Source organism: Pseudomonas sp. LB3P25 (assembly GCF_054897985.1).
The window spans coordinates 6,706,040-6,725,174 of the sequence record NZ_CM142711.1 but is presented as its reverse complement, the minus strand read 5'-3'; the positions used below and the strand labels follow the sequence as shown (position 1 = coordinate 6,725,174).

Genomic DNA, 19,135 nt, shown 5'->3' with positions numbered 1-19,135 from the left:
TTTGTATGTGTTGCCTTACCCCAGGTTCTTGCCGAGCAGTGCGTGATACAGCTCACTGTCACCCAGAATCCCGACCACTTCGTTGTTGTCGTGCAGCACCAGCTTATTACCCGTCTGATATCGAATCTGCAGCGCGTCGCGCATGCCGATGTTCGAGTCCACCAGCGTTGGCCGACGCCCCAAACCTTCAACTGCTTGCCCCGGCACCCAGTTCTGCAGGTCCAGGCTCGCGCCGTTCTGGCGAGCGCCCTTGATGGTGTTGCCTTCCGCCAGGTCCAGCCACGAATCGCCGCCCGGATCCAGGCACACCGAACCGTTGATGCGTTTGCAGTTGTCGAGGGTGCGCATCAGGCTGCGACCGCACAGTACGTTCAGCGGGTTGGTGTGGGCCACGAAGGTCCGCACGTAATCGTCCGCAGGGTTCAGCACGATCTCTTCCGGCACGCTGTACTGAACAATGCGGCCGTCTTTCATGATTGCGATACGGCTGCCGAGCTTCAGCGCTTCATCAAGGTCGTGGCTTACGAAAACGATGGTCTTGTTGAGCTTGCTTTGCAGTTCCAGCAGTTCGTCTTGCAGGCCTTGGCGGATCAGCGGGTCGAGGGCCGAGAACGGTTCGTCCATCAGCAGAATGTCGGCGTCCATCGCCAAGGCGCGGGCCAAGCCCACACGTTGTTGCATACCACCGGACAGTTCGTTGGGTTTCTTGTTGCGCCATTGGGTCAGGCCCACCAGCTCAAGCTTCTCATCCACCAGTTTGCGGCGTTCTTTCTCAGGGCGACCCTGCATTTCCAGACCGAAACTGATGTTCTCGCGCACCGTCAACCAAGGCATCAGGGCGAACTTTTGGAACACCATCGCAATGCGCTTGGTGCGCATCATTTTCAGTTCTGCCGGGGTGCAGGAGGCGATGTCGATCTGCTTGCCTTCGTGCTCGACGAACAGCTTGCCGCGGCTGACGGTGTTAAGGCCGTTGATGCAGCGCAGCAGACTGGACTTGCCGGAGCCGGATAGGCCCATCAGTACGCAGATTTCACCTTTTTCGACGTCCAGGCTGGCCTTTTCGACCCCAACGATCTGTCCGGTCTTTTTCAGGATCTCGTTACGGGTCATGCCTTGATCCAGCAGCTTGAGTGCCTCGCGTGGATCCTTGGAGAAGATTACGTCGACGTTATCGAAGCGAATAATGCTCATGCGTCACCCCCTACTTTGGCTTCGGGTTGTTTGCAGATACGGTCGAGCATGATCGCCAGCAGTACGATCGCCAGGCCTGCTTCGAAGCCCAGGGCGATATCAGCAGTGTTCAGTGCGTTGACCACGGGTTTGCCCAGGCCATCGGCGCCCACCAGTGCCGCGATCACCACCATCGACAACGACAGCATGATGCACTGGGTGATACCGGCCGCGATGCTTGGCATGGCGTGGGGCAGTTCGATTCGCGAGAGCAGCTGACGTCGCGAGCAGCCAAAGGCCTTGCCAGCGTCCATCAATTCTTCCGGGACATCGCGAATACCCAGGTAAGTCAGGCGGATCGGCGCGGCAATCGCGAACACCACCGTCGAGATCAGACCCGGGACCACACCCAGCCCGAAGAGGGTCAGGGTAGGAATGAGGTACACGAAGGTCGGCACGGTCTGCATCAGATCGAGCACCGGCCGCATCAGTGTGTAGAACATCGGTTTGTGCGCGGCGACGATGCCCAACGGCACGCCGATGATCACGCAGACGAAGGTGGCAAACAGCACCTGTGCGAGGGTTTCCATGGTTTCCTGCCAGTACCCCAGATTGAGGATCAGCAGGAAGGAGGCGATGACAAAAACGGTCAGGCCCCATTTTCGTTGAATAAAGTGTGCCAGTAGCGCGATGAGGCCGATCAATGCCAGCGGGTTGAACCAGGTCAGCGCAAAAGTCACGCCGTGGATCATCGTTTCCAGTGACACGGCGATTGCGTCGAAGGTGCTGGCGCCGTGTTGCGTCAACCATTCAACGAAGCCCGCGATGTACTGGCCTAAAGGTATTTTCTGATCAATCAGCATGGTAGTGAACGTCCGCATGCAAGGAAATAAACAGCCCGGGCGAGCGAACTCGCCCGGCGTAAGCGATTACTGCGCGAGCTTGGCTTTCACGGCCTCCAGGCCTGGTTTACCGTCAATGGTGGTCACGCCAGCGAGCCAGGTATCGAGGACCTGTGGATTCTTTTTCAGCCAGGCCTTGGCGGCCGCGTCAGGCTTCATTTTGTCGTCCAGGATGTTGCCCATCAGCGAGCTTTCCATGTCGACGCTGAACTCCAGGTTTTTCAGCAGCTGACCGACGTTGCCGCATTCCTGGACAAAGCCCTTGCGGGTATTGGTCGCCACGGTGGCGGCACCGAAGTCCGGGCCGAAGAAATCGTCACCACCCGTGAGATATTGGATCTTGAAGCGTTTGTTCATCGGGTGCGGCGCCCAGCCGAGGAACACCACGGCGGTGTCGCGTTTCTGGGCGCGGTCGACTTGCGACAGCATGCCCGCTTCGCTGGACTCGACGATCTTGAATCCGGCGTCTTTCAAGCCGAAGGCGTTCTTGTCGATCATACTCTGAATCAGACGGTTGCCATCGTTACCCGGTTCGATGCCGTAGATCTTGCCGTCGAGTTCTTTCTTGAATTTCGGAATATCTGAGAAGTCGTGAAGACCTTTGTCATACAGCGCTTGAGGTACGGCGAGGGTGTACTTGGCGCCTGTGAGGTTGGTGCGCACGACGTCGACGGTGCCGGCATCGCGATAAGCCTTGATGTCGTTTTCCATGGTCGGCATCCAGTTACCCAGGAATACGTCCATGTTCTTGCCGTCGGCCAGGGACTTGTAGGTCACCGGTACGGAAATCATCGTGGTTTTGGTCTTGTAGCCGAGAGCGTTGAGGACGACGCTGGTGGTGGCGGTCGTTGCGGTGATGTCGGTCCAGCCGACATCGGAGAAGTTTACGGTGCTGCATTGAGCCGGTTCTGCGGCTTGAGCCAGAAACGGCAGACTCAGCATGGCGGCCAACAACAACGACGGGGAACCTTTCATGGATGGACTCCTTGGTGTTTTTTTTGGCAGTGTTCCGACTGGACCACCGCACTTATAGGTTGCGGTTGGATGGCGTTTTGGAGACAGCTCTACCACGGCGCCTTGCAATCGAGTCGATACGATCATGTACCAGTGAAAATCTGACGCCTACAGGGGGCGTCGTAACCAGTACAGGGATGGTCGCATCCAGTGTCGGTGACGTCGTTTACAGCTTTTTTCAGGCCCTTTTACCCCGCTGATCCGCAAAAAAACGGCGAAAACGCTGCGTCAAAGCCTCGCGGCGTTGGTGGGCATGAGTGCGTCGGTGTGAGACGTCGAACGACATGACAAAAGGCTGATGATGCGGCCATCTCGGCGGATTGCAGCTTGAGCGTAGCAGCTCCGTCACTGGGCGCTTTTGCGTCTGGAGTTGGCACATCCAGGAGTTCGGCAGTAATGGCTATCAGTGTTTTCGACCTGTTCAAAATCGGCATCGGCCCTTCCAGTTCGCACACCGTGGGGCCCATGCGGGCCGCCGCACTGTTCGTGCAAGGTTTGCGTGAGCAGGGTCTTTTGGAACAAGTAAGGCGCGTCGAAGTTCAGCTTTATGGTTCGTTGTCGGCCACCGGCATTGGTCACGGCAGCGACAACGCGGTGATCATGGGCCTGATGGGCGAGTGGCCGGACGCGATCGATCCATCGCAAATCGGCATCCGCATCGAAACCCTGCGCGAAACCCACACGCTGTTGCTCGACGGTCGTTTGTCGGTCCCGTTTATCTGGGCGCGGGACATGCGCCTGATCGACGAGAACCTGCCGTTCCACCCCAACGCCATGACGCTGATCGTCGAAGGCGATGACGGCGAGCTGCATCGCGACACCTACTATTCCATCGGCGGCGGCTTTGTCGTTGATGAGGCACAGGCTTCCAGCGGCGTGGTCGATCTGGACCGCACCGTGCTGCCGTACGATTTCTCCAGCGCGGTCGAACTGCTGAGCCTGTGCCAGAAGCACAACTTGCGCGTCGCTGAATTGATGATGGCCAACGAGAAGGTCTGGCGCAGCGAAGAGGAAATCCGCAGCGGCCTGATGAAGCTCTGGCGCGCCATGCAGGATTGCGTCGACCAAGGCCTCAAGCACGAAGGCATCCTGCCCGGCGGACTTAATGTGCGTCGTCGTGCGGCCAAGCTGCATCGCAGCCTGCAAGAGTTGGGTAAACCCAATGTAATCGGGTCGACCTTGAGCGCCATGGAGTGGGTCAACCTGTTCGCCCTGGCGGTCAACGAAGAAAACGCCGCTGGCGGGCGCATGGTCACGGCACCGACCAATGGCGCGGCAGGGATCATTCCGGCGGTGTTGCACTACTTTATGAAGTTCAGCGAGGCGGTGACCGACGCCAATGTGGTCGACTATTTCCTCAGCGCGGCGGCGGTAGGGATTCTGTGCAAGAAGAACGCTTCGATTTCCGGTGCCGAAGTCGGTTGCCAGGGCGAAGTCGGTTCGGCTTGTGCCATGGCGGCGGCCGGGCTGGCGGAGATTCTGGGTGCCACGCCGGAGCAGTTGTGTAACGCGGCGGAAATCGGTCTGGAACACAACCTCGGCCTGACCTGCGACCCGGTGGGCGGGTTGGTGCAAGTGCCGTGCATCGAGCGCAATGCGATTGCCGCGGTGAAAGCCATCAACGCGGCGCAAATGGCGCTGCGTGGCGACGGTCAGCACTTTATCTCGCTGGATCGGGTGATCCGCACCATGCGTGATACCGGCGCCGATATGCATGACAAATACAAAGAGACATCGCGGGGTGGGTTGGCGGTTAGCGCCGTTGAGTGCTGAGACCGCGTTGACCTGTGGCGAGGGGATTTATCCCCGTTCGGCTACGCAGCAGTCGTAAAGATTTTGGGGCCGCTTCGCGACCCAACGGGGATAAATCCCCTCGCCACAGCACATAGCGCCAGACCAGTCAAAACTGCGCGCAAAGTGAACACCCGATTCAAAACGCGCCACGTTTTGGCGCGTCGCTTACAGATAAGCGACTTGCCCCGGATCAGGGATCCAAGTTGGCCATTACCGCCTGTCACCTGTGCTTGCGGTGACACTCTCCATCAAGTCCCCGTAGCCCTGTTCCCACAAGTGCTACCGATTTGCTCACGCCCAACGGGGCAGAGCGCCTGCCGCCGATAATGGCACTTATAACCTCCACTCGCGGCGCGGCTTATATAGACGCGCCGCGACGTCGTTTTCAGGAGTTATTGAATGACCATTCAACTTTAGGCATGGCAATTGCTCTGTCATTACAAAGCCCGTCTCCCACGCGAGAACGATGGCAATAACAAGAGCCTCCGCCTGAGGCCATCACCCGCTTTGTGTGAGGAGATACCGCGATGACGACGTTCAACTCCGGGGCCCAACCCCAGAACCGTGCGCCTCAATCCATCGGCTTTCTGCTGCTGGACAATTTCACGCTTATTTCTTTGGCCTCCGCAGTAGAACCCCTGCGTATGGCCAACCAATTGTCCGGTCGCGAGCTGTATCGCTGGAGCACGCTTACCGTCGACGGCGGTCAGGTCTGGGCCAGTGACGGTCTGCAGATCACCCCCGACGCCTCCATGCACAAAGCGCCTCCCATGGACACCATCATTGTCTGTGGCGGTATTGGTATTCAACGCACTGTTACCCGTGAACACGTGTCATGGCTGCAAAGCCAGGCGCGTCAGTCCAAGCGTCTGGGCGCGGTCTGCACCGGTAGCTGGGCCCTGGCCTGCGCCGGCCTGCTGGACGGTTTCGATTGCAGCGTGCACTGGGAATGCCTGGCCGCTATGCAGGAAGCGTTTCCGCGTGTGGCCATGAGCACCCGGTTGTTCACCCTCGACCGTAACCGTTTCACCAGCTCCGGCGGCACCGCGCCGCTGGACATGATGCTGCACCTGATCAGCCGCGATCATGGCCGTGAACTGTCAGCTGCGATCTCGGAAATGTTCGTCTACGAGCGCATCCGCAACGAGCAGGATCACCAGCGCGTGCCGCTCAAGCACATGCTCGGCACCAACCAGCCTAAGTTGCAGGAAATCGTCGCGCTGATGGAGGCCAACCTGGAAGAGCCGATCGACCTCGACGAACTGGCGGTGTATGTCGCCGTGTCGCGTCGTCAGCTGGAGCGGCTGTTCCAGAAATACCTGCACTGCTCGCCGTCGCGTTACTACCTGAAACTGCGCTTGATCCGCGCTCGGCAACTGCTCAAACAAACGCCGATGTCGATCATCGAAGTGGCGTCGGTGTGTGGCTTCGTGTCCACGCCACACTTCTCCAAGTGCTACCGCGAATACTTCGGCATTCCGCCGCGTGACGAGCGCGTAGGCTCCAACACCACGCAACAAGTGGCGATGATGCCGCTGCCGCAAGCACTGGTGCTGTCGCCGTTGTCCGGGCCGCTGTCGGCGCTGAGTCAGGCGCGCAATGAGTCGACTTTCGCCAGCGTAAGGCTCTAGACCGAGGCGCCTTCATTCGCGAGCAGGCTCGCTCCCACATTAGATCGCGTTCCTCTGAGAGGAGTCGGTCAAATGTGGGAGCGGGCTTGCTCGCGAAGGCGGTCTATCAGGCGCTACGGCTCTGTTGATACTCCGCCAACGCGGGCAGCAATTGCTTGTCGATGGCCTGGCGCACGGCCGGCAGGATGGTCGCGCTGCTGGTGTACATCTGCTTGACCATGGTCCGCAGTTCCATTGCCCGTTCGTTGTTCAAGCCCCGTACCGCACATTCGCAGGCCTGCTCGGCGGTGGCGCCAGGGGGCACTGCAAATCCCAACGCCTTGAGCTGGCCCAACAGGTCTTCCTGGTCGATCAAATCGGCGTACATCATGACGCAATCCTTCTTCAGGGAACGGTGTCTTGGCTCGATTCTCGTAGGGGGATGCGGTGGCGGCAAGGGCGAATTGTCGCAATGGCCGCAATACCTATGAACAGGTCGTTTTCGGCTAACTTGCAGCGGATGGGAGTGGGCACACTGGACTCAGCTGGCAACACGAAGGTTTGGTCACCCTCGCGCAACGGCTCCTCAACAGTACCCACCTCTGCCCCGATCCTGTCACGGCTTGATCGGGGTTTTTTTTGCCTGTGAATCAGGAAGGAATGTAGTGTCTGGGCTGGCGCCTTCGCGAGCAGGCTCGCTCCCACATTCAACCGCATTCCTCTGAAAGAACTCGGTCAACTGTGGGAGCGAGCCTGCTCGCGATGAACGATGACGCGGTTCTAGCGTTGCAACACAAGGATGCGCGACAACAACTCATCACGGTCGATATAGCAACCCTGAAAATGCCGGGCGCCGGTGGCGGGGTCGAAGGCGTTGCGGGCGTGGAGGGTGCGGCGGTTGTCGAAACACCACATTTCACCGGGGTTTAACCGCGTCATCACGCGGAATCGCGTTTCCCTGGTCATCGCAATGAAACGGCGGTAGGCGTGATAGAGAGCGGGCATCTGCTCGACCGACGCATCGAACGGCCCGCGCAGAAAATTCGCCATGCGGATTTCCGAAGCCTGCCCAAAGGCATCCAGTGCGATGATCGGGGCGAGGCAGCGGTAGTCGCTGTGACGGTCTTTGTTGCGGAACTCCACAGGGATTTCGCAAAGGCTTTTGAACGCCTCGGGATCTTCCTGTCGCAAGGCTTCGGCAATGGCAAAACCGTCAACGAAAATACTCTCGCCACCGGCGGCGTCATTGACCAGGCAATGTAGAAATTGCAGCCCCGGTTGCAGCTCCCGGGTCGGCAAATCGCTGTGCAGTGGCAGGTTGAACGCGGTGTAGGCATTGCTGTCGGCATCGGCCTTGGATTGCACGTTGAACAGCACGCCAAAATTGCTCTCACGGATGAAAGAAATTCGCTGGGCGATCAGTTTCAATGAGCCCGGCTCGGTCGGCACACCGCGGACCTGGGTCAGGCCGATATCGCGCACGGCCAGCAGCCATTGCAGCAAGGCGGCGTTGTCGTTCATCAACGCCTGGTAGTCGAACACCGGCAGCGTCAGGTTGCTGTTCCACAGCTGGCTTTTGGGCTTGGCGGCCCGGCGTTCAGCGCGGGACTCATCATCGTAGGCGTGGGCCCGTAACCAGCCAGGATCGAAGCGGCTGAGATGGCCGTCCTGCCAATCGATACGCAGGCAGCCTTCGGCATCAATGCTGACGTCCGAGGGCTTCAGGTCTTCTGCGACATCGACGATTTCCAGCACTTGCTCGCGGGTCACGGTATAGACGCATAGCGGGCACGGACAGTTGTCCCGCAGCCACTGATGATGAAAGGGGCTGACGCGGTCATCGGCCCACTGCACTTGAATTCGGTCCGCCAGGGTGTGTACGGCGGTCAACGCGCTGATCAACGGGTAGGTGCGGAAGTCGGCAAAAGCGGCGGCGGTGTTCAATGGCGATCTCCTTGTTATTTTTTAGGGGGTAACGCGATCACTCGGCCAATGTAGTCGGGGGCGGGAAGGTCGGTTTGCTCGGCGACGATGGTTTGCAGCTTGCTCAAGGTGTCTTCGCTGAACGGTGCGGAGCGCGGTCCGGCGAGGTCGACGTGCAGCAGCATTTGCTCGTTGCCCGCCAGCTCCTTGTCATCGCCTACCAAATGCAGGCTGTGATAGAGGTGCAGGCGTTTGCTGTCGTGGCCGATGATTTGGGTGTGCACTTCGACGTCGGCGTCGAGCTTCACTTCGTGCAGGTAATTGAGGTGCAGTTCGAGGGTAAACAGCGAGTTGCCGCTGGCTTCGCGGTTGTTGCTGTCCATGCCCAGACGATCCATCAGCGCGTCGGTGGCGTAACTGAAGATGAGCAGGTAGAAGGCATCGCGCAGGTGGCCGTTGTAGTCGACCCAGTCGGGGATGATTTTGGTTTGGTAGGTGGTTAGGGTAGGCATGGTTGGGGGTCCGGCAGGTGGATATTTGTTTGATTGAAGATCCACCCCTCACCCCAGCCCTCTCCCCATAGGGGCGAGGGGGAAAGGGAGCCGATCTTCATGCTTTTCAAAACCTGAGTTCGACTCGGACTTTCAGGTCGATGTAGCTCTAAGAACACCACGGTCAATCCCCTCTACCCTTTGGGGCGGTCCGACGTTTCGGGAGGGTTAGGGTGAGGGGGGAATCTCCAGCCGATCACTATCAGTCGGCAAACGCCATCCCATGCTTCTCTTTGGTGGTCTTCACCGCCTCCAGCACCGCCAGCAAGCAATCATCACGATAGCGCTCCAGCGCTGAAATGCTGTGCGTGCCCAACTGATCACTGGTGCCATCCACCACATCATCGATCAACTTGTCCGTCAGTTCCGGTGCCGGCAGATACGTCCACGGCAACTGCAGCGCCGGCCCGAATTGCGCCATGAAGTGCCGCATGCCCGCATCGCCACCCGCCAGGGTGTAGGTCAAAAACGTGCCCATGAATGACCAGCGCAGACCCGCGCCAAAGCGAATCGCATCGTCGATTTCACCGGTGGTCGCCACGCCGTCGTTGACCAAGTGCAGCGCCTCACGCCACAGCGCTTCAAGCAAGCGGTCGGCGATAAAACCGGGTACTTCCTTGCGCACGTGCAGCGGACGCATGCCCAAGGATTCATAGACTTTCATTGCCGCTTGAATGGCTTGCGGCGCAGTGTTTTTGCCGCCAACCACTTCCACCAGCGGCAGCAGGTAAACCGGGTTGAACGGGTGGCCGACCACACAGCGTTCCGGATGTGTCGAACTCTCGTAGAACTCGCTCGGCAACAGGCCGGAAGTACTGGAACCGATCAAGGCATTGGGCTTGGCCGCCGCGCTGATTTTGCTGTGCAGTTCCAGTTTCAGGTCCAGACGCTCAGGGGCGCTTTCCTGAATGAAATCCGCGTCGCGAACGCATTCCTCAATGGTTGCGACAAAGCGCAACCGATCCTGCGATGCACCTGGCGCAAGGCCCTGTTTCTCCAAAGCGCCCCAGGCATTGGCGACGCGTTTGCGCAGTGCGGCTTCGGCACCGGACGCCGGGTCCCAAGCTACAACGTCGAGGCCGTGGGCGAGGGCGCGGGACACCCAACCGCTGCCGATGACACCGCTGCCCAGGGCTGCGAAGGTTTTGATTTCGGTGATAAAGCTCATGGCGACTTCCTAAAAGAATTCGGTGATCCCCATGTGGGAGCGAGCCTGCTCGCGAAAGCGGAGTGTCAGCCGACTGAGATGTCGGATGTGGCGGCCTCTTCGCGAGCAGGCTCGGCTCCCACAGGGGTAGGTGTATGTCTGGGTTAGCCGCGCTTGGTCAGGCCCATTTTTGCCCGGCCTTCCGCCGGTGTCAGAACACGGGCGCCGAGACGGCTGAGGATTTCCGAGGCGCGTTCGACCAGTTGGCCGTTGGTCGCCAGTACGCCCTTGTCCAGCCAAATGTTGTCTTCCAGACCGACCCGCACGTTGCCGCCGAGCAACACGGCCTGTGCGGCCATCGGCATTTGCATGCGACCGATGCCGAACCCGGCCCAGACCGCATTGGCAGGCAGGTTGTCGACCATGGCCTTCATGGTGGTGGTGTCGGCCGGCGCGCCCCACGGGATGCCCAGGCACAGTTGGAACAGCGGGTCGTCGAGCAGGCCTTCCTTGATCATCTGCTTGGCGAACCACAGGTGACCGGTGTCGAAAATTTCCAGCTCGGCCTTCACGCCCAGCTCTTGAATGCGTTTGGCGCCAGCGCGCAGTTGGGCTGGGGTGGACACGTAAATGGTGTCGCCGTCGCCGAAGTTCAGGGTGCCGCAATCGAGGGTGCAGATTTCCGGCAGCAGTTCTTCAACGTGGGCCAGACGGGTCAGCGGGCCGACCAGGTCGGTGTTCGGGCCGAACTCCATCGGGTTCTCGCCCGCGCCGATTTCCAGGTCGCCGCCCATGCCGGCGGTGAGGTTGACGATGATGTCGACGTCCGCCTCGCGGATGCGCTCCATCACTTCGCGATACAGCGCTACATCACGGCTGAATTTGCCGGTTTCGGGGTTGCGAACGTGGCAGTGAACGACAGTGGCGCCAGCCTTGGCAGCTTCTACGGCGGCCGCGGCGATTTGTTTCGGGGTGACCGGCACGTGTGGGCTCTTGCTGGTCGTGTCGCCAGCACCGGTGAGTGCGCAGGTGATGATGACGTCGTGGTTCATGAGGCGGGTTCCTTGCAGGCGTGATGATTCCGTTCGCAGCCCGGTCGGGCTGCGAGTCGGTGGTTCAATCGGGTTTATTTGGTGGTCAGTTGCAGGTTTTCAGCGGCGGGTTTGCCATCGAAAGTTGTCACGCCTTCGAGCCAGCGTTGCTTGTCTTGCGGGTGATCTTTCAGCCATTGCTTGGCCGACTCGAAAGCGTCCTTGTGATCCAGCAACGGCTGCATCATCCGGCTCTCGTCTTCGGCGGTGTACGTCAGGTTGCTCAGCAAACGACCGATGTTCGGGCATTGCTCGGCGTATTTCGGCGCGGTGACGGTCCAGACGGTGGCCATGCCTTCGTTCGGGCCCAGAGCGTCGTCGCTGCCGGTGAGGTACGTCATCTTCACGTTGACGTTCATCGGGTGCGGCGCCCAGCCGAAGAACACCACGGCCTCATTGCGTCGCACGGCGCGATCCACCGCTGCGAGCATGCCGGCCTCACTGGACTCGACCAACTGGAACTTGCCGAGGCCAAACTGATTCTTGGCGATCATCGCCTTGATCTGGGTGTTGGCGCCCGAACCTGGCTCGATGCCGTAAATTTTGCCGCCCAGTTCTTTTTCAAACTTGGCGATGTCGGCGAAGGTTTTCAGGCCTTTGTCGGCGAGATACGTCGGTACGGCGAGGGTGGCGCGGGCGTCTTTCAGACTTGGCGCTTCAAGCACTTTGACCTGTTTGCCATCGACGAACGGGGTGATGGTCTGGGTCATCAGCGGGTTCCAGTAGCCCAGGAACAAGTCCAGGCGCTGGTCGCGGATCCCGGCGAAGATGATTTGCTGGGAAGCGCTGGTTTGTTTGGTGTTGTAGCCGAGGCCATCGAGCAGAACTTGGGTCATGGCACTGGTGGCGATCACGTCGGTCCAGTTCACAACGCCCATGCGCACGTTCTGGCATGAAGCAGGTTCGGCCGCCATGACGCTGGCGCTCAGGAAAGCGGTACCGCTGAGTGCAAGAACACAGCTGCTGATCAGTCGTTTCATCTCAGGTTCCTCGGCAGTTCGTTATTGTGGGTCCGGTCATCTTTGTGCGCCGGTGATGCCAAGTTACGCAGCTTAGAGCCCGCTAAAGCGCACTGCGGCGACCAGCTCTTGCACTGCAGCGACCTGCGCTCTTGAATGCCTCTCGCAAGTGGCGTATCAACGTCCACACGCTTCCCGCCCTCTCGTTACCTGCCAGTCGAGTGCGCTCCATGTCCCAGGATTTCTACTTCATGTTGATGCCGGGTTTCTCGGCCATTGGTTTTATCTCTGCCATCGAGCCGCTGCGGGTCGCCAATCGCTTTCGTGGCGAGTTGTACCGCTGGCACGTGCTCAGCGCGGACGGCGGGGCGGTATTGGCCAGCAATGGCATGTCGGTCAACGCCGATGCGGCGCTGGAACCGCTGAAGAAAGGCGCAACGCTATTGGTGGTCGCCGGCTTCGAACCGCTGAAATTCGCCACCCCGGCGCTGGAGCACTGGCTGCGCCGTCTGGACAACGAAGGCGTGACCCTCGGTGCCATCGACACCGGCAGCTTCGTCCTCGCCGAAGCCGGCCTGCTCGACAGCCATCGCCTGACCCTGCACTGGGAAGCCATCGACGCGTTCAAGGAGTCCTATCCACAGCTCAGCGTCACCCAGGAGCTGTTCGAGATCGACCGCCGACGCATTACCTCCGCCGGCGGCACCGCTTCCATCGACCTGATGCTCGACCTCATCAGCCAGGCCCACGGCCCGGAACTGGCGATCCAGGTCAGCGAGCAATTTGTGCTCGGCCGCATCCGCCCGCGCAAAGACCACCAACGCATGGAAGTCGCCACGCGTTATGGCATCAGCAACAAGAAACTGGTGCAGGTAATTGGCGAGATGGAGCAGCACAGCGAACCGCCGCTGAGCACGCTGGAACTGGCGGAATCGATCAAAGTCACCCGCCGTCAGCTGGAACGTCTGTTCCGCCTGCACCTGAATGACACGCCGAGCAATTTCTACCTGCGCCTGCGCCTGGAGAAGGCGCGGCAGTTGCTGCGCCAGACCGATATGAGTGTGCTGGAAGTGAGTATCGCGTGCGGGTTTGAATCGCCGTCGTATTTCACGCGTAGCTATCGGGCCAAATATGCCCGGTGTCCGCGGGAAGACCGCCGGCGGTTGGGGGATGGACGGGAGCTGGTCTGAACTTAAGTTTTGACAACACCAGAGAACCCTGTGGGAGCGAGCCTGCTCGCGATGGCGGTCTGTCATTCAAGTTAATGTCGACTGATCCACCGCTATCGCGAGCAGGCTCGCTCCCACCGTTTTGATCTGCTGTGGGCCTTACTTTTTCATCAATGCCGAACAGGCTGCTTTGTAGGCTTCATGCTGATACTTGTTCAGCGTATCCGGCAGTGCAAAGTCGAACTTCTTGTTCTGCGCATTGATGGTCTGTGGCGACAACAGCGTGACCTCGCAATTTTCCAGCAACTGGAAAACACCCTCGATCTTGAACGTGGTCGGCCCACCGGCGAACTCACCTTTCTTGCTGCGCTTCTTGATCGCAATCCGGTCGATGGAGTTCTCGCGCGCAAACGAGGCTACCTGAGCGGCAAAGACTTTGACGTTCTCGGCTTCGTCGTCATCGTCGAGGGCGATTTTCTTGGTGTTCAACGCGACGTGGCTCAGCACCTGATCGTCGAGGGAGGCCACGGCAATGATCGCTTCGCTGCCTTTGATTTCGATGCCGCAGATTTTCATTTGAATTCCTTAACTGGCTGATGGCGTGCAGCTTACAGCTCAAGCTGATCGGCGTTGATGCCAAAAGCCGCGGCAATTTTCTCACGGGTCGCCTTGCGAGGCTTGGCGACGGTCTCCTGCTGGGCAAAGGCCGGTTGGGAGATACCCATGCGTTTGGCCACTTCATCCTGAGTAAGGTTCAGATGTTCGCGCCAGGCGCGAATTGGCGTTGCGCCGTCGACGATACGGCTGACCACCTCATGAGGGATCAGGTCAGGCTCGATTTTTTGCGCCACGTATTGCGCGTATGGAATAACCACGAAGGCGGGGTTTCCGTCAGCATCATTAATAATTTGAATGTCAGTAGGTGCGCTCATCGCGTTTTTTGACCTCTTGAATACTGATCACTTTAATTGCGCCATCCCAGTCGAACATGATCCGATAATTGCCGACTCGCAGACGGTAGGCGTAATCATGACCAACCAGTGCTTTGACGTTGCCCACATCAGGCATGTCAGCCAGCACCGTGATGGCATCACGAACCTGGATCTGATGGGCGGAATGCAATTTCAGAAGCTGCTTAACGGCCTTTCGAGTCCAGTGGATGCTGTTCATAGGAGGATATAAGTCTTTTATAAGATTTGCGAATCTTTACTTATATTTTCCAGGTCGCAAACAAACGAACCGTGTCGGCATGTTGCCCGGCTGAAATGGTCGTTTATTGAACTAACGGGCGGTTGTAGGCGCGATGAAAACTGCTTGTGGGAAAGGTCATTTCTTGGGGTTAGAAAGCTGGCGACAGCACCAGCTTCCGACGGAGGATAAGGTTCACTCCTGCCCAATCGACTCCAAAAACTCCGACCGCTCGTCACTCATCCGCGCCACGCAATCATTTTGCGCAATGGTGAACGTCTTACTACCGGCCGTCGCCGGAAACGCTTCAACCGCGCAATCCGCGTCACGCGTCTTCAGCCACTGCTGTTGTGCGGCCTTGAGCTTGCCGGTGATGTCGGCCAGTTGCGCCGGGCTCTTGCCGTAGGCCGTTTGCATGCGCTCGGTCAGGCCCTGGTAGTTGTCTTTTAGCAGCTGTTCGGCGGTGGTTCTGCTGTAGGCCGAGCATTCCAGGGTCTGGACCTCGTTTTCGACTTTGTCGCAGGGGTTGTCGTCGGACTCTTCGGCCGCGTGTACGCCGGTCGCTATCAGTGCTAACGCCAGGAAGATCGATTTCATTGCGTCGCCGCCCCTTATTCCAGTAAAGCATCCAGTAGTGGCGCGAATTCTGGCCCATGCGAAGGCCCTTGAACAGGTGGCCCATGACGTCTGGCGACGACCCTTTGTCGCGTATTGACGCTTTCGGCAAACCCCCTGTCGTTTTTGCACCCGGCTGCCCCGTCCCTCAGGCATATGCTGGCCCCAAAGCGCCGACACACGATTCGGCGCATGAATCGCTAATAGGGGACAGCCTGATGAGCCCAGCCGAATTGCACGCCGACAGCATCGTTATCGACGGTCTGATTATTGCCAAGTGGAACCGTGAGCTGTTCGAAGACATGCGCAAGGGCGGTCTGACCGCGGCCAACTGCACCGTGTCGGTGTGGGAGGGCTTCCAGGCCACTGTCAACAACATTGCCGCCAGCCAGAAGCTGATCCGCGAGAACAGCGACCTGGTTATTCCGGTGCGCACCACCGCCGATATCCGCAAGGCCAAGGAACAGGGCAAGACCGGCATCCTCTTTGGCTTCCAGAATGCTCACGCGTTTGAAGACCAGATCGGCTACGTCGAGGTCTTCAAGCAGCTTGGCGTCGGTATCGTGCAGATGTGCTACAACACCCAAAACCTGGTCGGTACCGGTTGCTACGAGCGTGATGGCGGCCTGTCGGGTTTCGGTCGCGAAATCGTCGCCGAGATGAACCGCGTCGGCGTCATGTGCGACCTGTCCCACGTCGGTTCGAAAACTTCCGAAGAAGTCATCCTCGAATCCAAGAAACCGGTCTGCTACTCCCATTGCCTGCCGTCGGGCCTGAAAATTCACCCGCGCAACAAATCCGATGAAGAGCTGAAGTTCATCGCTGATCACGGCGGTTTCGTCGGCGTGACCATGTTCGCGCCGTTCCTGGCCAAGGGCATCGATTCGACCATCGACGATTACGCCGAAGCCATCGAATACACCATGAACATCGTCGGCGAAGACGCCATCGGTATCGGCACTGACTTCACCCAGGGCCATGGCCAGGACTTCTTCGAATACCTGACCCATGACAAGGGCTACGCCCGCCGCCTGACCAGCTTCGGCAAGATCATCAACCCGCTGGGCATCCGCACCGTCGGCGAGTTCCCGAACCTGACCGAAACCCTGCTCAAACGCGGCCATTCCGAGCGCGTGGTGCGCAAGATCATGGGCGAGAACTGGGTCAACGTCCTCAAGGACGTCTGGGGCGAATAACTCCACTTTTTAAACAACGATCCTTGTAGCAGCTGCCGAGGCACGAGGTTGCGTTGCGGTCCGCAGGACCGCCCTCGGGGGCCGCTTCGCAGCCCAACGCAGCCTCGCAGGCTCGGCAGCTGCTACGGCTAGCTATCGCCTCAACACATTGAATTCTGGAGCTTTACCCATGGCTAAAATCGCCCCGCAATTGCCAATCGAAGTCGACAGCGAAACCGGTGTCTGGACCTCCGACGCCCTGCCAATGCTGTACGTGCCGCGTCACTTCTTCGTCAACAACCACATGGGCATCGAGGAAGTGCTGGGCGCCGACGCCTACGCCGAAATCCTCTACAAGGCCGGCTACAAATCCGCCTGGCACTGGTGTGAAAAAGAAGCTGAATGCCACGGCCTGGAAGGCGTTGCGGTGTTCGAGCACTACATGAAGCGTCTGTCGCAGCGCGGCTGGGGCCTGTTCAAGATCCAGGACATCGACCTCGACAAAGGCACCGCCAGCGTCAAGCTCGAACACTCGGCGTTCGTCTACGTGTACGGCAAGGTCGGGCGCAAGGTCGACTACATGTTCACGGGCTGGTTTGCCGGTGCCATGGACCAGATCCTGCAAGCCCGCGGCAGCAAGATCCGCACCGTTGCCGAACAGGTTTACGGTGGCTCCGAAGAAGGCCACGACGACGGCCTGTTCACCGTCAAGCCGTTGTAAGTCGAGGAACCCGCCATGGCTTTCGAAGCAATGTTCCAGCCGATCCAGATCGGCAAACTGACCATCCGCAACCGTGTGCTCAGCACCGCACACGCCGAGGTCTATGCCACCGACGGCGGCATGACCACCGACCGGTACGTCAAGTATTACGAAGAGAAAGCCAAGGGCGGGATCGGCCTGGCGATTTGCGGTGGTTCCTCCAGTGTGGCCATCGACAGCCCGCAAGGCTGGTGGAAGTCGGTCAACCTGGCCGACGACCGGATCATTCCGCACTTCCAGAACCTGGCCGATGCCATGCACAAGCATGGCGCCAAGATCATGATCCAGATTACTCATATGGGTCGTCGTTCCCGCTGGGACGGCGAGCATTGGCCAACCCTGCTGTCGCCGTCGGGCATCCGTGAACCGGTGCACCGTGCGACCTGCAAAACCATCGAACCGGAAGAAATCTGGCGGGTGATCGGCAACTACGCCACCGCGGCTGGCCGCGCCAAGGCCGGTGGCCTGGACGGTGTCGAGCTGTCCGCCGTGCACCAGCACATGATCGACCAATTCTGGAGCCCACGCGTCAACAAGCGTACCGACGAATGGGGCGGCAGCTTCGAGAACCGCATGCGTTTCGGCCTGGAAGTGATCAAGGCTGTGCGGGCTGAAGTCGGCCCGGATTTCTGCGTCGGCATCCGTCTGTGCGGTGACGAGTTCCACCCGGATGGTTTGTCCCACGAGGACATGAAGCAGATCGCCAAGTACTACGACGACACCGGCATGATCGACTTCATCGGCGTGGTGGGTTCGGGTTGCGACACCCACAACACCCTGGCCAACGTTATTCCGAACATGAGTTATCCACCGGAGCCGTTCCTGCACTTGGCCGCCGGTATCAAAGAAGTGGTCAAGGCCCCGGTGCTGCACGCGCAGAACATCAAGGACCCGAACCAGGCGACCCGGATTCTGGAAGGCGGCTACGTCGACATGGTCGGCATGACCCGCGCCCACATCGCCGACCCGCACCTGATCGCCAAGATCAAAATGGGTCAGGTTGACCAGATCAAACAATGCGTCGGCGCCAACTACTGCATCGACCGTCAATACCAGGGCCTGGATGTCTTGTGCATCCAGAACGCCGCGACCTCCCGTGAATACATGGGCGTGCCGCACATCATCGAGAAATCGACCGGTGTGAAACGCAAGGTTGTGGTGGTCGGTGCCGGTCCTGCCGGGATGGAAGCCGCTCGCGTGTCGGCCGAACGTGGCCACGACGTGACCCTGTTCGAGAAGAAAGAATTCATCGGCGGGCAGATCACTACTGCCTCGAAAGCTCCGCAACGAGACCAGATTGCCGGTATTACCCGCTGGTTCCAACTGGAATTGGCGCGTTTGAAAGTCGACCTGCGCCTGGGCGTGGCGGCCGATGCGGCGACCATTCTCGACCTGCGCCCGGACGTGGTGGTACTCGCCGTCGGCGGTCATCCGTTCCTGGAGCAGAACGAACACTGGGGCGCAGCTGAAGGCCTGGTCGTCAGCAGCTGGGATATCCTCGACGGCAAGGTGGCGCCTGGCAAAAATGTGCTGGTCTACGACACCATTTGCGAGTTCACCGGGATGTCCACCGCGGACTTCCTCGCCGACAAGGGCAGCCAGGTCGAGATCGTCACCGACGACATCAAACCGGGCGTGGCGATTGGCGGCACCTCGTTCCCGACGTACTACCGCAGCATGTACCCGAAAGAAGTGATCATGACCGGGGACATGATGCTGGAGAAGGTCTACCGCGAAGGCGACAAGCTGGTGGCGGTGCTGGAAAACGAATACACCGGCGCCAAAGAGGAGCGGGTGGTGGACCAGGTCGTCGTCGAAAACGGCGTGCGTCCGGACGAAGAAATCTACTACGCGCTGAAGGAAGCGTCGCGCAACAAGGGCCAGATGGACATCGAAGCCCTGTTCGCGATCAAGCCGCAACCTTCGCTGAGCCAGGCGGGTGACGGCTACTTGCTGTTCCGCATCGGCGACTGCGTGGCCCAGCGCAACACCCACGCGGCGATCTACGACGCGCTGCGGTTGTGCAAGGATTTCTAAGAGCTTGTGGATAACCCTGTGGGAGCG

At 59.4% G+C, this 19,135-nt stretch carries 19 protein-coding genes; 6 read left to right on the top strand and 13 right to left on the bottom strand.

Annotation, left to right across the window (positions count from 1 at the left end; translation table 11 throughout):
- Positions 1-15 precede the first annotated feature (15 nt).
- From choV to ACYZTW_RS30980, 3 genes are all read right to left on the bottom strand, one after another.
- Positions 16-1,194, bottom strand: a complete 1,179-nt coding sequence (gene choV / locus ACYZTW_RS30990) for a choline ABC transporter ATP-binding protein (protein WP_462003036.1) — start codon at positions 1,192-1,194, stop codon at positions 16-18.
- A complete protein-coding gene (gene choW / locus ACYZTW_RS30985) occupies positions 1,191-2,036 on the bottom strand; it encodes a choline ABC transporter permease subunit (protein WP_046045293.1) in 846 nt (281 codons plus the stop codon). Before choW ends, choV begins: the two co-directional genes overlap by 4 nt.
- 66 nt (positions 2,037-2,102) lie before the next feature.
- A complete protein-coding gene (locus tag ACYZTW_RS30980) occupies positions 2,103-3,050 on the bottom strand; it encodes a choline ABC transporter substrate-binding protein (RefSeq protein ID WP_462003035.1) in 948 nt (315 codons plus the stop codon).
- Between the two features lie 435 nt (positions 3,051-3,485).
- Between ACYZTW_RS30980 and ACYZTW_RS30975 the strand changes: the two genes are divergently transcribed.
- Both ACYZTW_RS30975 and gbdR read left to right on the top strand, forming a co-directional pair.
- Entirely contained in the window at positions 3,486-4,862 is a 1,377-nt protein-coding gene (locus ACYZTW_RS30975) for an L-serine ammonia-lyase (protein WP_462003034.1), read from the top strand.
- Positions 4,863-5,410: 548 nt separating this feature from the next.
- Positions 5,411-6,514, top strand: a complete 1,104-nt coding sequence (gene gbdR / locus ACYZTW_RS30970; RefSeq protein ID WP_129440478.1) for a choline metabolism transcriptional regulator GbdR — start codon at positions 5,411-5,413, stop codon at positions 6,512-6,514.
- Between the two features lie 106 nt (positions 6,515-6,620).
- On the opposite strand, the gene ACYZTW_RS30965 is transcribed toward gbdR, so the two are convergent.
- The 6 genes from ACYZTW_RS30965 to choX all read right to left on the bottom strand — a co-directional run bounded on the left by ACYZTW_RS30965 (position 6,621) and on the right by choX (position 12,185).
- The gene (locus ACYZTW_RS30965) at positions 6,621-6,884 is read right to left on the bottom strand and encodes a hypothetical protein (RefSeq protein WP_401354025.1); all 264 of its coding nucleotides are present in this window, start codon (positions 6,882-6,884) and stop codon (positions 6,621-6,623) included.
- A 389-nt stretch (positions 6,885-7,273) separates the two neighbouring features.
- Positions 7,274-8,437, bottom strand: a complete 1,164-nt coding sequence (locus ACYZTW_RS30960; RefSeq protein ID WP_462003033.1) for a gamma-butyrobetaine dioxygenase — start codon at positions 8,435-8,437, stop codon at positions 7,274-7,276.
- A gap of 14 nt (positions 8,438-8,451) precedes the next feature.
- Positions 8,452-8,928: a thioesterase family protein gene (locus ACYZTW_RS30955; protein ID WP_462003032.1), complete on the bottom strand. Its 477-nt coding sequence runs from the start codon at positions 8,926-8,928 to the stop codon at positions 8,452-8,454.
- A 241-nt stretch (positions 8,929-9,169) separates the two neighbouring features.
- Entirely contained in the window at positions 9,170-10,135 is a 966-nt protein-coding gene (locus ACYZTW_RS30950) for an L-carnitine dehydrogenase (RefSeq protein WP_462003031.1), read from the bottom strand.
- 143 nt (positions 10,136-10,278) lie between these two features.
- Positions 10,279-11,166 (bottom strand): 3-dehydrocarnitine:acetyl-CoA trimethylamine transferase CdhC, encoded by an 888-nt coding sequence (locus tag ACYZTW_RS30945; protein WP_140674841.1) that lies wholly within the window; start codon positions 11,164-11,166, stop codon positions 10,279-10,281.
- 74 nt (positions 11,167-11,240) lie between these two features.
- Positions 11,241-12,185 carry a choline ABC transporter substrate-binding protein gene (choX, locus tag ACYZTW_RS30940; RefSeq protein ID WP_462003030.1) on the bottom strand — a complete coding sequence of 315 codons (945 nt, stop codon included), beginning with the start codon at positions 12,183-12,185 and terminating at the stop codon, positions 11,241-11,243.
- Between the two features lie 209 nt (positions 12,186-12,394).
- On the opposite strand from choX, the gene ACYZTW_RS30935 reads away from it, so the two are divergent.
- A complete protein-coding gene (locus tag ACYZTW_RS30935; protein ID WP_462003029.1) occupies positions 12,395-13,354 on the top strand; it encodes a GlxA family transcriptional regulator in 960 nt (319 codons plus the stop codon).
- 138 nt (positions 13,355-13,492) lie between these two features.
- On the opposite strand, the gene ACYZTW_RS30930 is transcribed toward ACYZTW_RS30935, so the two are convergent.
- The 4 genes from ACYZTW_RS30930 to ACYZTW_RS30915 all read right to left on the bottom strand — a co-directional run bounded on the left by ACYZTW_RS30930 (position 13,493) and on the right by ACYZTW_RS30915 (position 15,118).
- On the bottom strand, positions 13,493-13,909 hold the full coding sequence (locus ACYZTW_RS30930) for a DUF3010 family protein (protein ID WP_462003028.1): 417 nt from the start codon (positions 13,907-13,909) through the stop codon (positions 13,493-13,495).
- 32 nt (positions 13,910-13,941) lie between these two features.
- Positions 13,942-14,265: a helix-turn-helix domain-containing protein gene (locus ACYZTW_RS30925; RefSeq protein WP_462003027.1), complete on the bottom strand. Its 324-nt coding sequence runs from the start codon at positions 14,263-14,265 to the stop codon at positions 13,942-13,944.
- The gene (locus ACYZTW_RS30920) at positions 14,249-14,503 is read right to left on the bottom strand and encodes a type II toxin-antitoxin system RelE family toxin (RefSeq protein ID WP_218538403.1); all 255 of its coding nucleotides are present in this window, start codon (positions 14,501-14,503) and stop codon (positions 14,249-14,251) included. The genes ACYZTW_RS30925 and ACYZTW_RS30920 overlap by 17 nt, the downstream gene beginning before the upstream one ends.
- A gap of 213 nt (positions 14,504-14,716) precedes the next feature.
- Positions 14,717-15,118 (bottom strand): lysozyme inhibitor LprI family protein, encoded by a 402-nt coding sequence (locus ACYZTW_RS30915; protein ID WP_462003025.1) that lies wholly within the window; start codon positions 15,116-15,118, stop codon positions 14,717-14,719.
- 236 nt (positions 15,119-15,354) lie between these two features.
- Here ACYZTW_RS30915 and ACYZTW_RS30910 point away from each other — a divergent pair, with 236 nt between their 5' ends.
- The 3 genes from ACYZTW_RS30910 to dgcA all read left to right on the top strand — a co-directional run bounded on the left by ACYZTW_RS30910 (position 15,355) and on the right by dgcA (position 19,108).
- Positions 15,355-16,332 (top strand): dipeptidase, encoded by a 978-nt coding sequence (locus ACYZTW_RS30910; protein ID WP_008033250.1) that lies wholly within the window; start codon positions 15,355-15,357, stop codon positions 16,330-16,332.
- A gap of 169 nt (positions 16,333-16,501) precedes the next feature.
- Positions 16,502-17,032, top strand: a complete 531-nt coding sequence (locus ACYZTW_RS30905) for a DUF5943 domain-containing protein (RefSeq protein WP_008033249.1) — start codon at positions 16,502-16,504, stop codon at positions 17,030-17,032.
- Positions 17,033-17,047: 15 nt separating this feature from the next.
- Positions 17,048-19,108 (top strand): dimethylglycine demethylation protein DgcA, encoded by a 2,061-nt coding sequence (gene dgcA, locus ACYZTW_RS30900; protein WP_415765785.1) that lies wholly within the window; start codon positions 17,048-17,050, stop codon positions 19,106-19,108.
- Positions 19,109-19,135: the final 27 nt, after the last annotated feature.

Bases quoted from the DNA above. Each gene is read 5' to 3' on its own strand.
- choV (WP_462003036.1), bottom strand. From the start codon at position 1,194: ATGAGCATTATTCGCTTCGATAACGTCGACGTAATCTTCTCCAAGGAT.
- choW (WP_046045293.1), bottom strand. From the start codon at position 2,036: ATGCTGATTGATCAGAAAATACCTTTAGGCCAGTACATCGCGGGCTTC.
- ACYZTW_RS30980 (WP_462003035.1), bottom strand. From the start codon at position 3,050: ATGAAAGGTTCCCCGTCGTTGTTGTTGGCCGCCATGCTGAGTCTGCCG.
- ACYZTW_RS30975 (WP_462003034.1), top strand. From the start codon at position 3,486: ATGGCTATCAGTGTTTTCGACCTGTTCAAAATCGGCATCGGCCCTTCC.
- gbdR (WP_129440478.1), top strand. From the start codon at position 5,411: ATGACGACGTTCAACTCCGGGGCCCAACCCCAGAACCGTGCGCCTCAA.
- ACYZTW_RS30965 (WP_401354025.1), bottom strand. From the start codon at position 6,884: ATGATGTACGCCGATTTGATCGACCAGGAAGACCTGTTGGGCCAGCTC.
- ACYZTW_RS30955 (WP_462003032.1), bottom strand. From the start codon at position 8,928: ATGCCTACCCTAACCACCTACCAAACCAAAATCATCCCCGACTGGGTC.
- ACYZTW_RS30950 (WP_462003031.1), bottom strand. From the start codon at position 10,135: ATGAGCTTTATCACCGAAATCAAAACCTTCGCAGCCCTGGGCAGCGGT.
- ACYZTW_RS30945 (WP_140674841.1), bottom strand. From the start codon at position 11,166: ATGAACCACGACGTCATCATCACCTGCGCACTCACCGGTGCTGGCGAC.
- choX (WP_462003030.1), bottom strand. From the start codon at position 12,185: ATGAAACGACTGATCAGCAGCTGTGTTCTTGCACTCAGCGGTACCGCT.
- ACYZTW_RS30935 (WP_462003029.1), top strand. From the start codon at position 12,395: ATGTCCCAGGATTTCTACTTCATGTTGATGCCGGGTTTCTCGGCCATT.
- ACYZTW_RS30930 (WP_462003028.1), bottom strand. From the start codon at position 13,909: ATGAAAATCTGCGGCATCGAAATCAAAGGCAGCGAAGCGATCATTGCC.
- ACYZTW_RS30925 (WP_462003027.1), bottom strand. From the start codon at position 14,265: ATGAGCGCACCTACTGACATTCAAATTATTAATGATGCTGACGGAAAC.
- ACYZTW_RS30920 (WP_218538403.1), bottom strand. From the start codon at position 14,503: ATGAACAGCATCCACTGGACTCGAAAGGCCGTTAAGCAGCTTCTGAAA.
- ACYZTW_RS30915 (WP_462003025.1), bottom strand. From the start codon at position 15,118: ATGAAATCGATCTTCCTGGCGTTAGCACTGATAGCGACCGGCGTACAC.
- ACYZTW_RS30910 (WP_008033250.1), top strand. From the start codon at position 15,355: ATGAGCCCAGCCGAATTGCACGCCGACAGCATCGTTATCGACGGTCTG.
- ACYZTW_RS30905 (WP_008033249.1), top strand. From the start codon at position 16,502: ATGGCTAAAATCGCCCCGCAATTGCCAATCGAAGTCGACAGCGAAACC.
- dgcA (WP_415765785.1), top strand. From the start codon at position 17,048: ATGGCTTTCGAAGCAATGTTCCAGCCGATCCAGATCGGCAAACTGACC.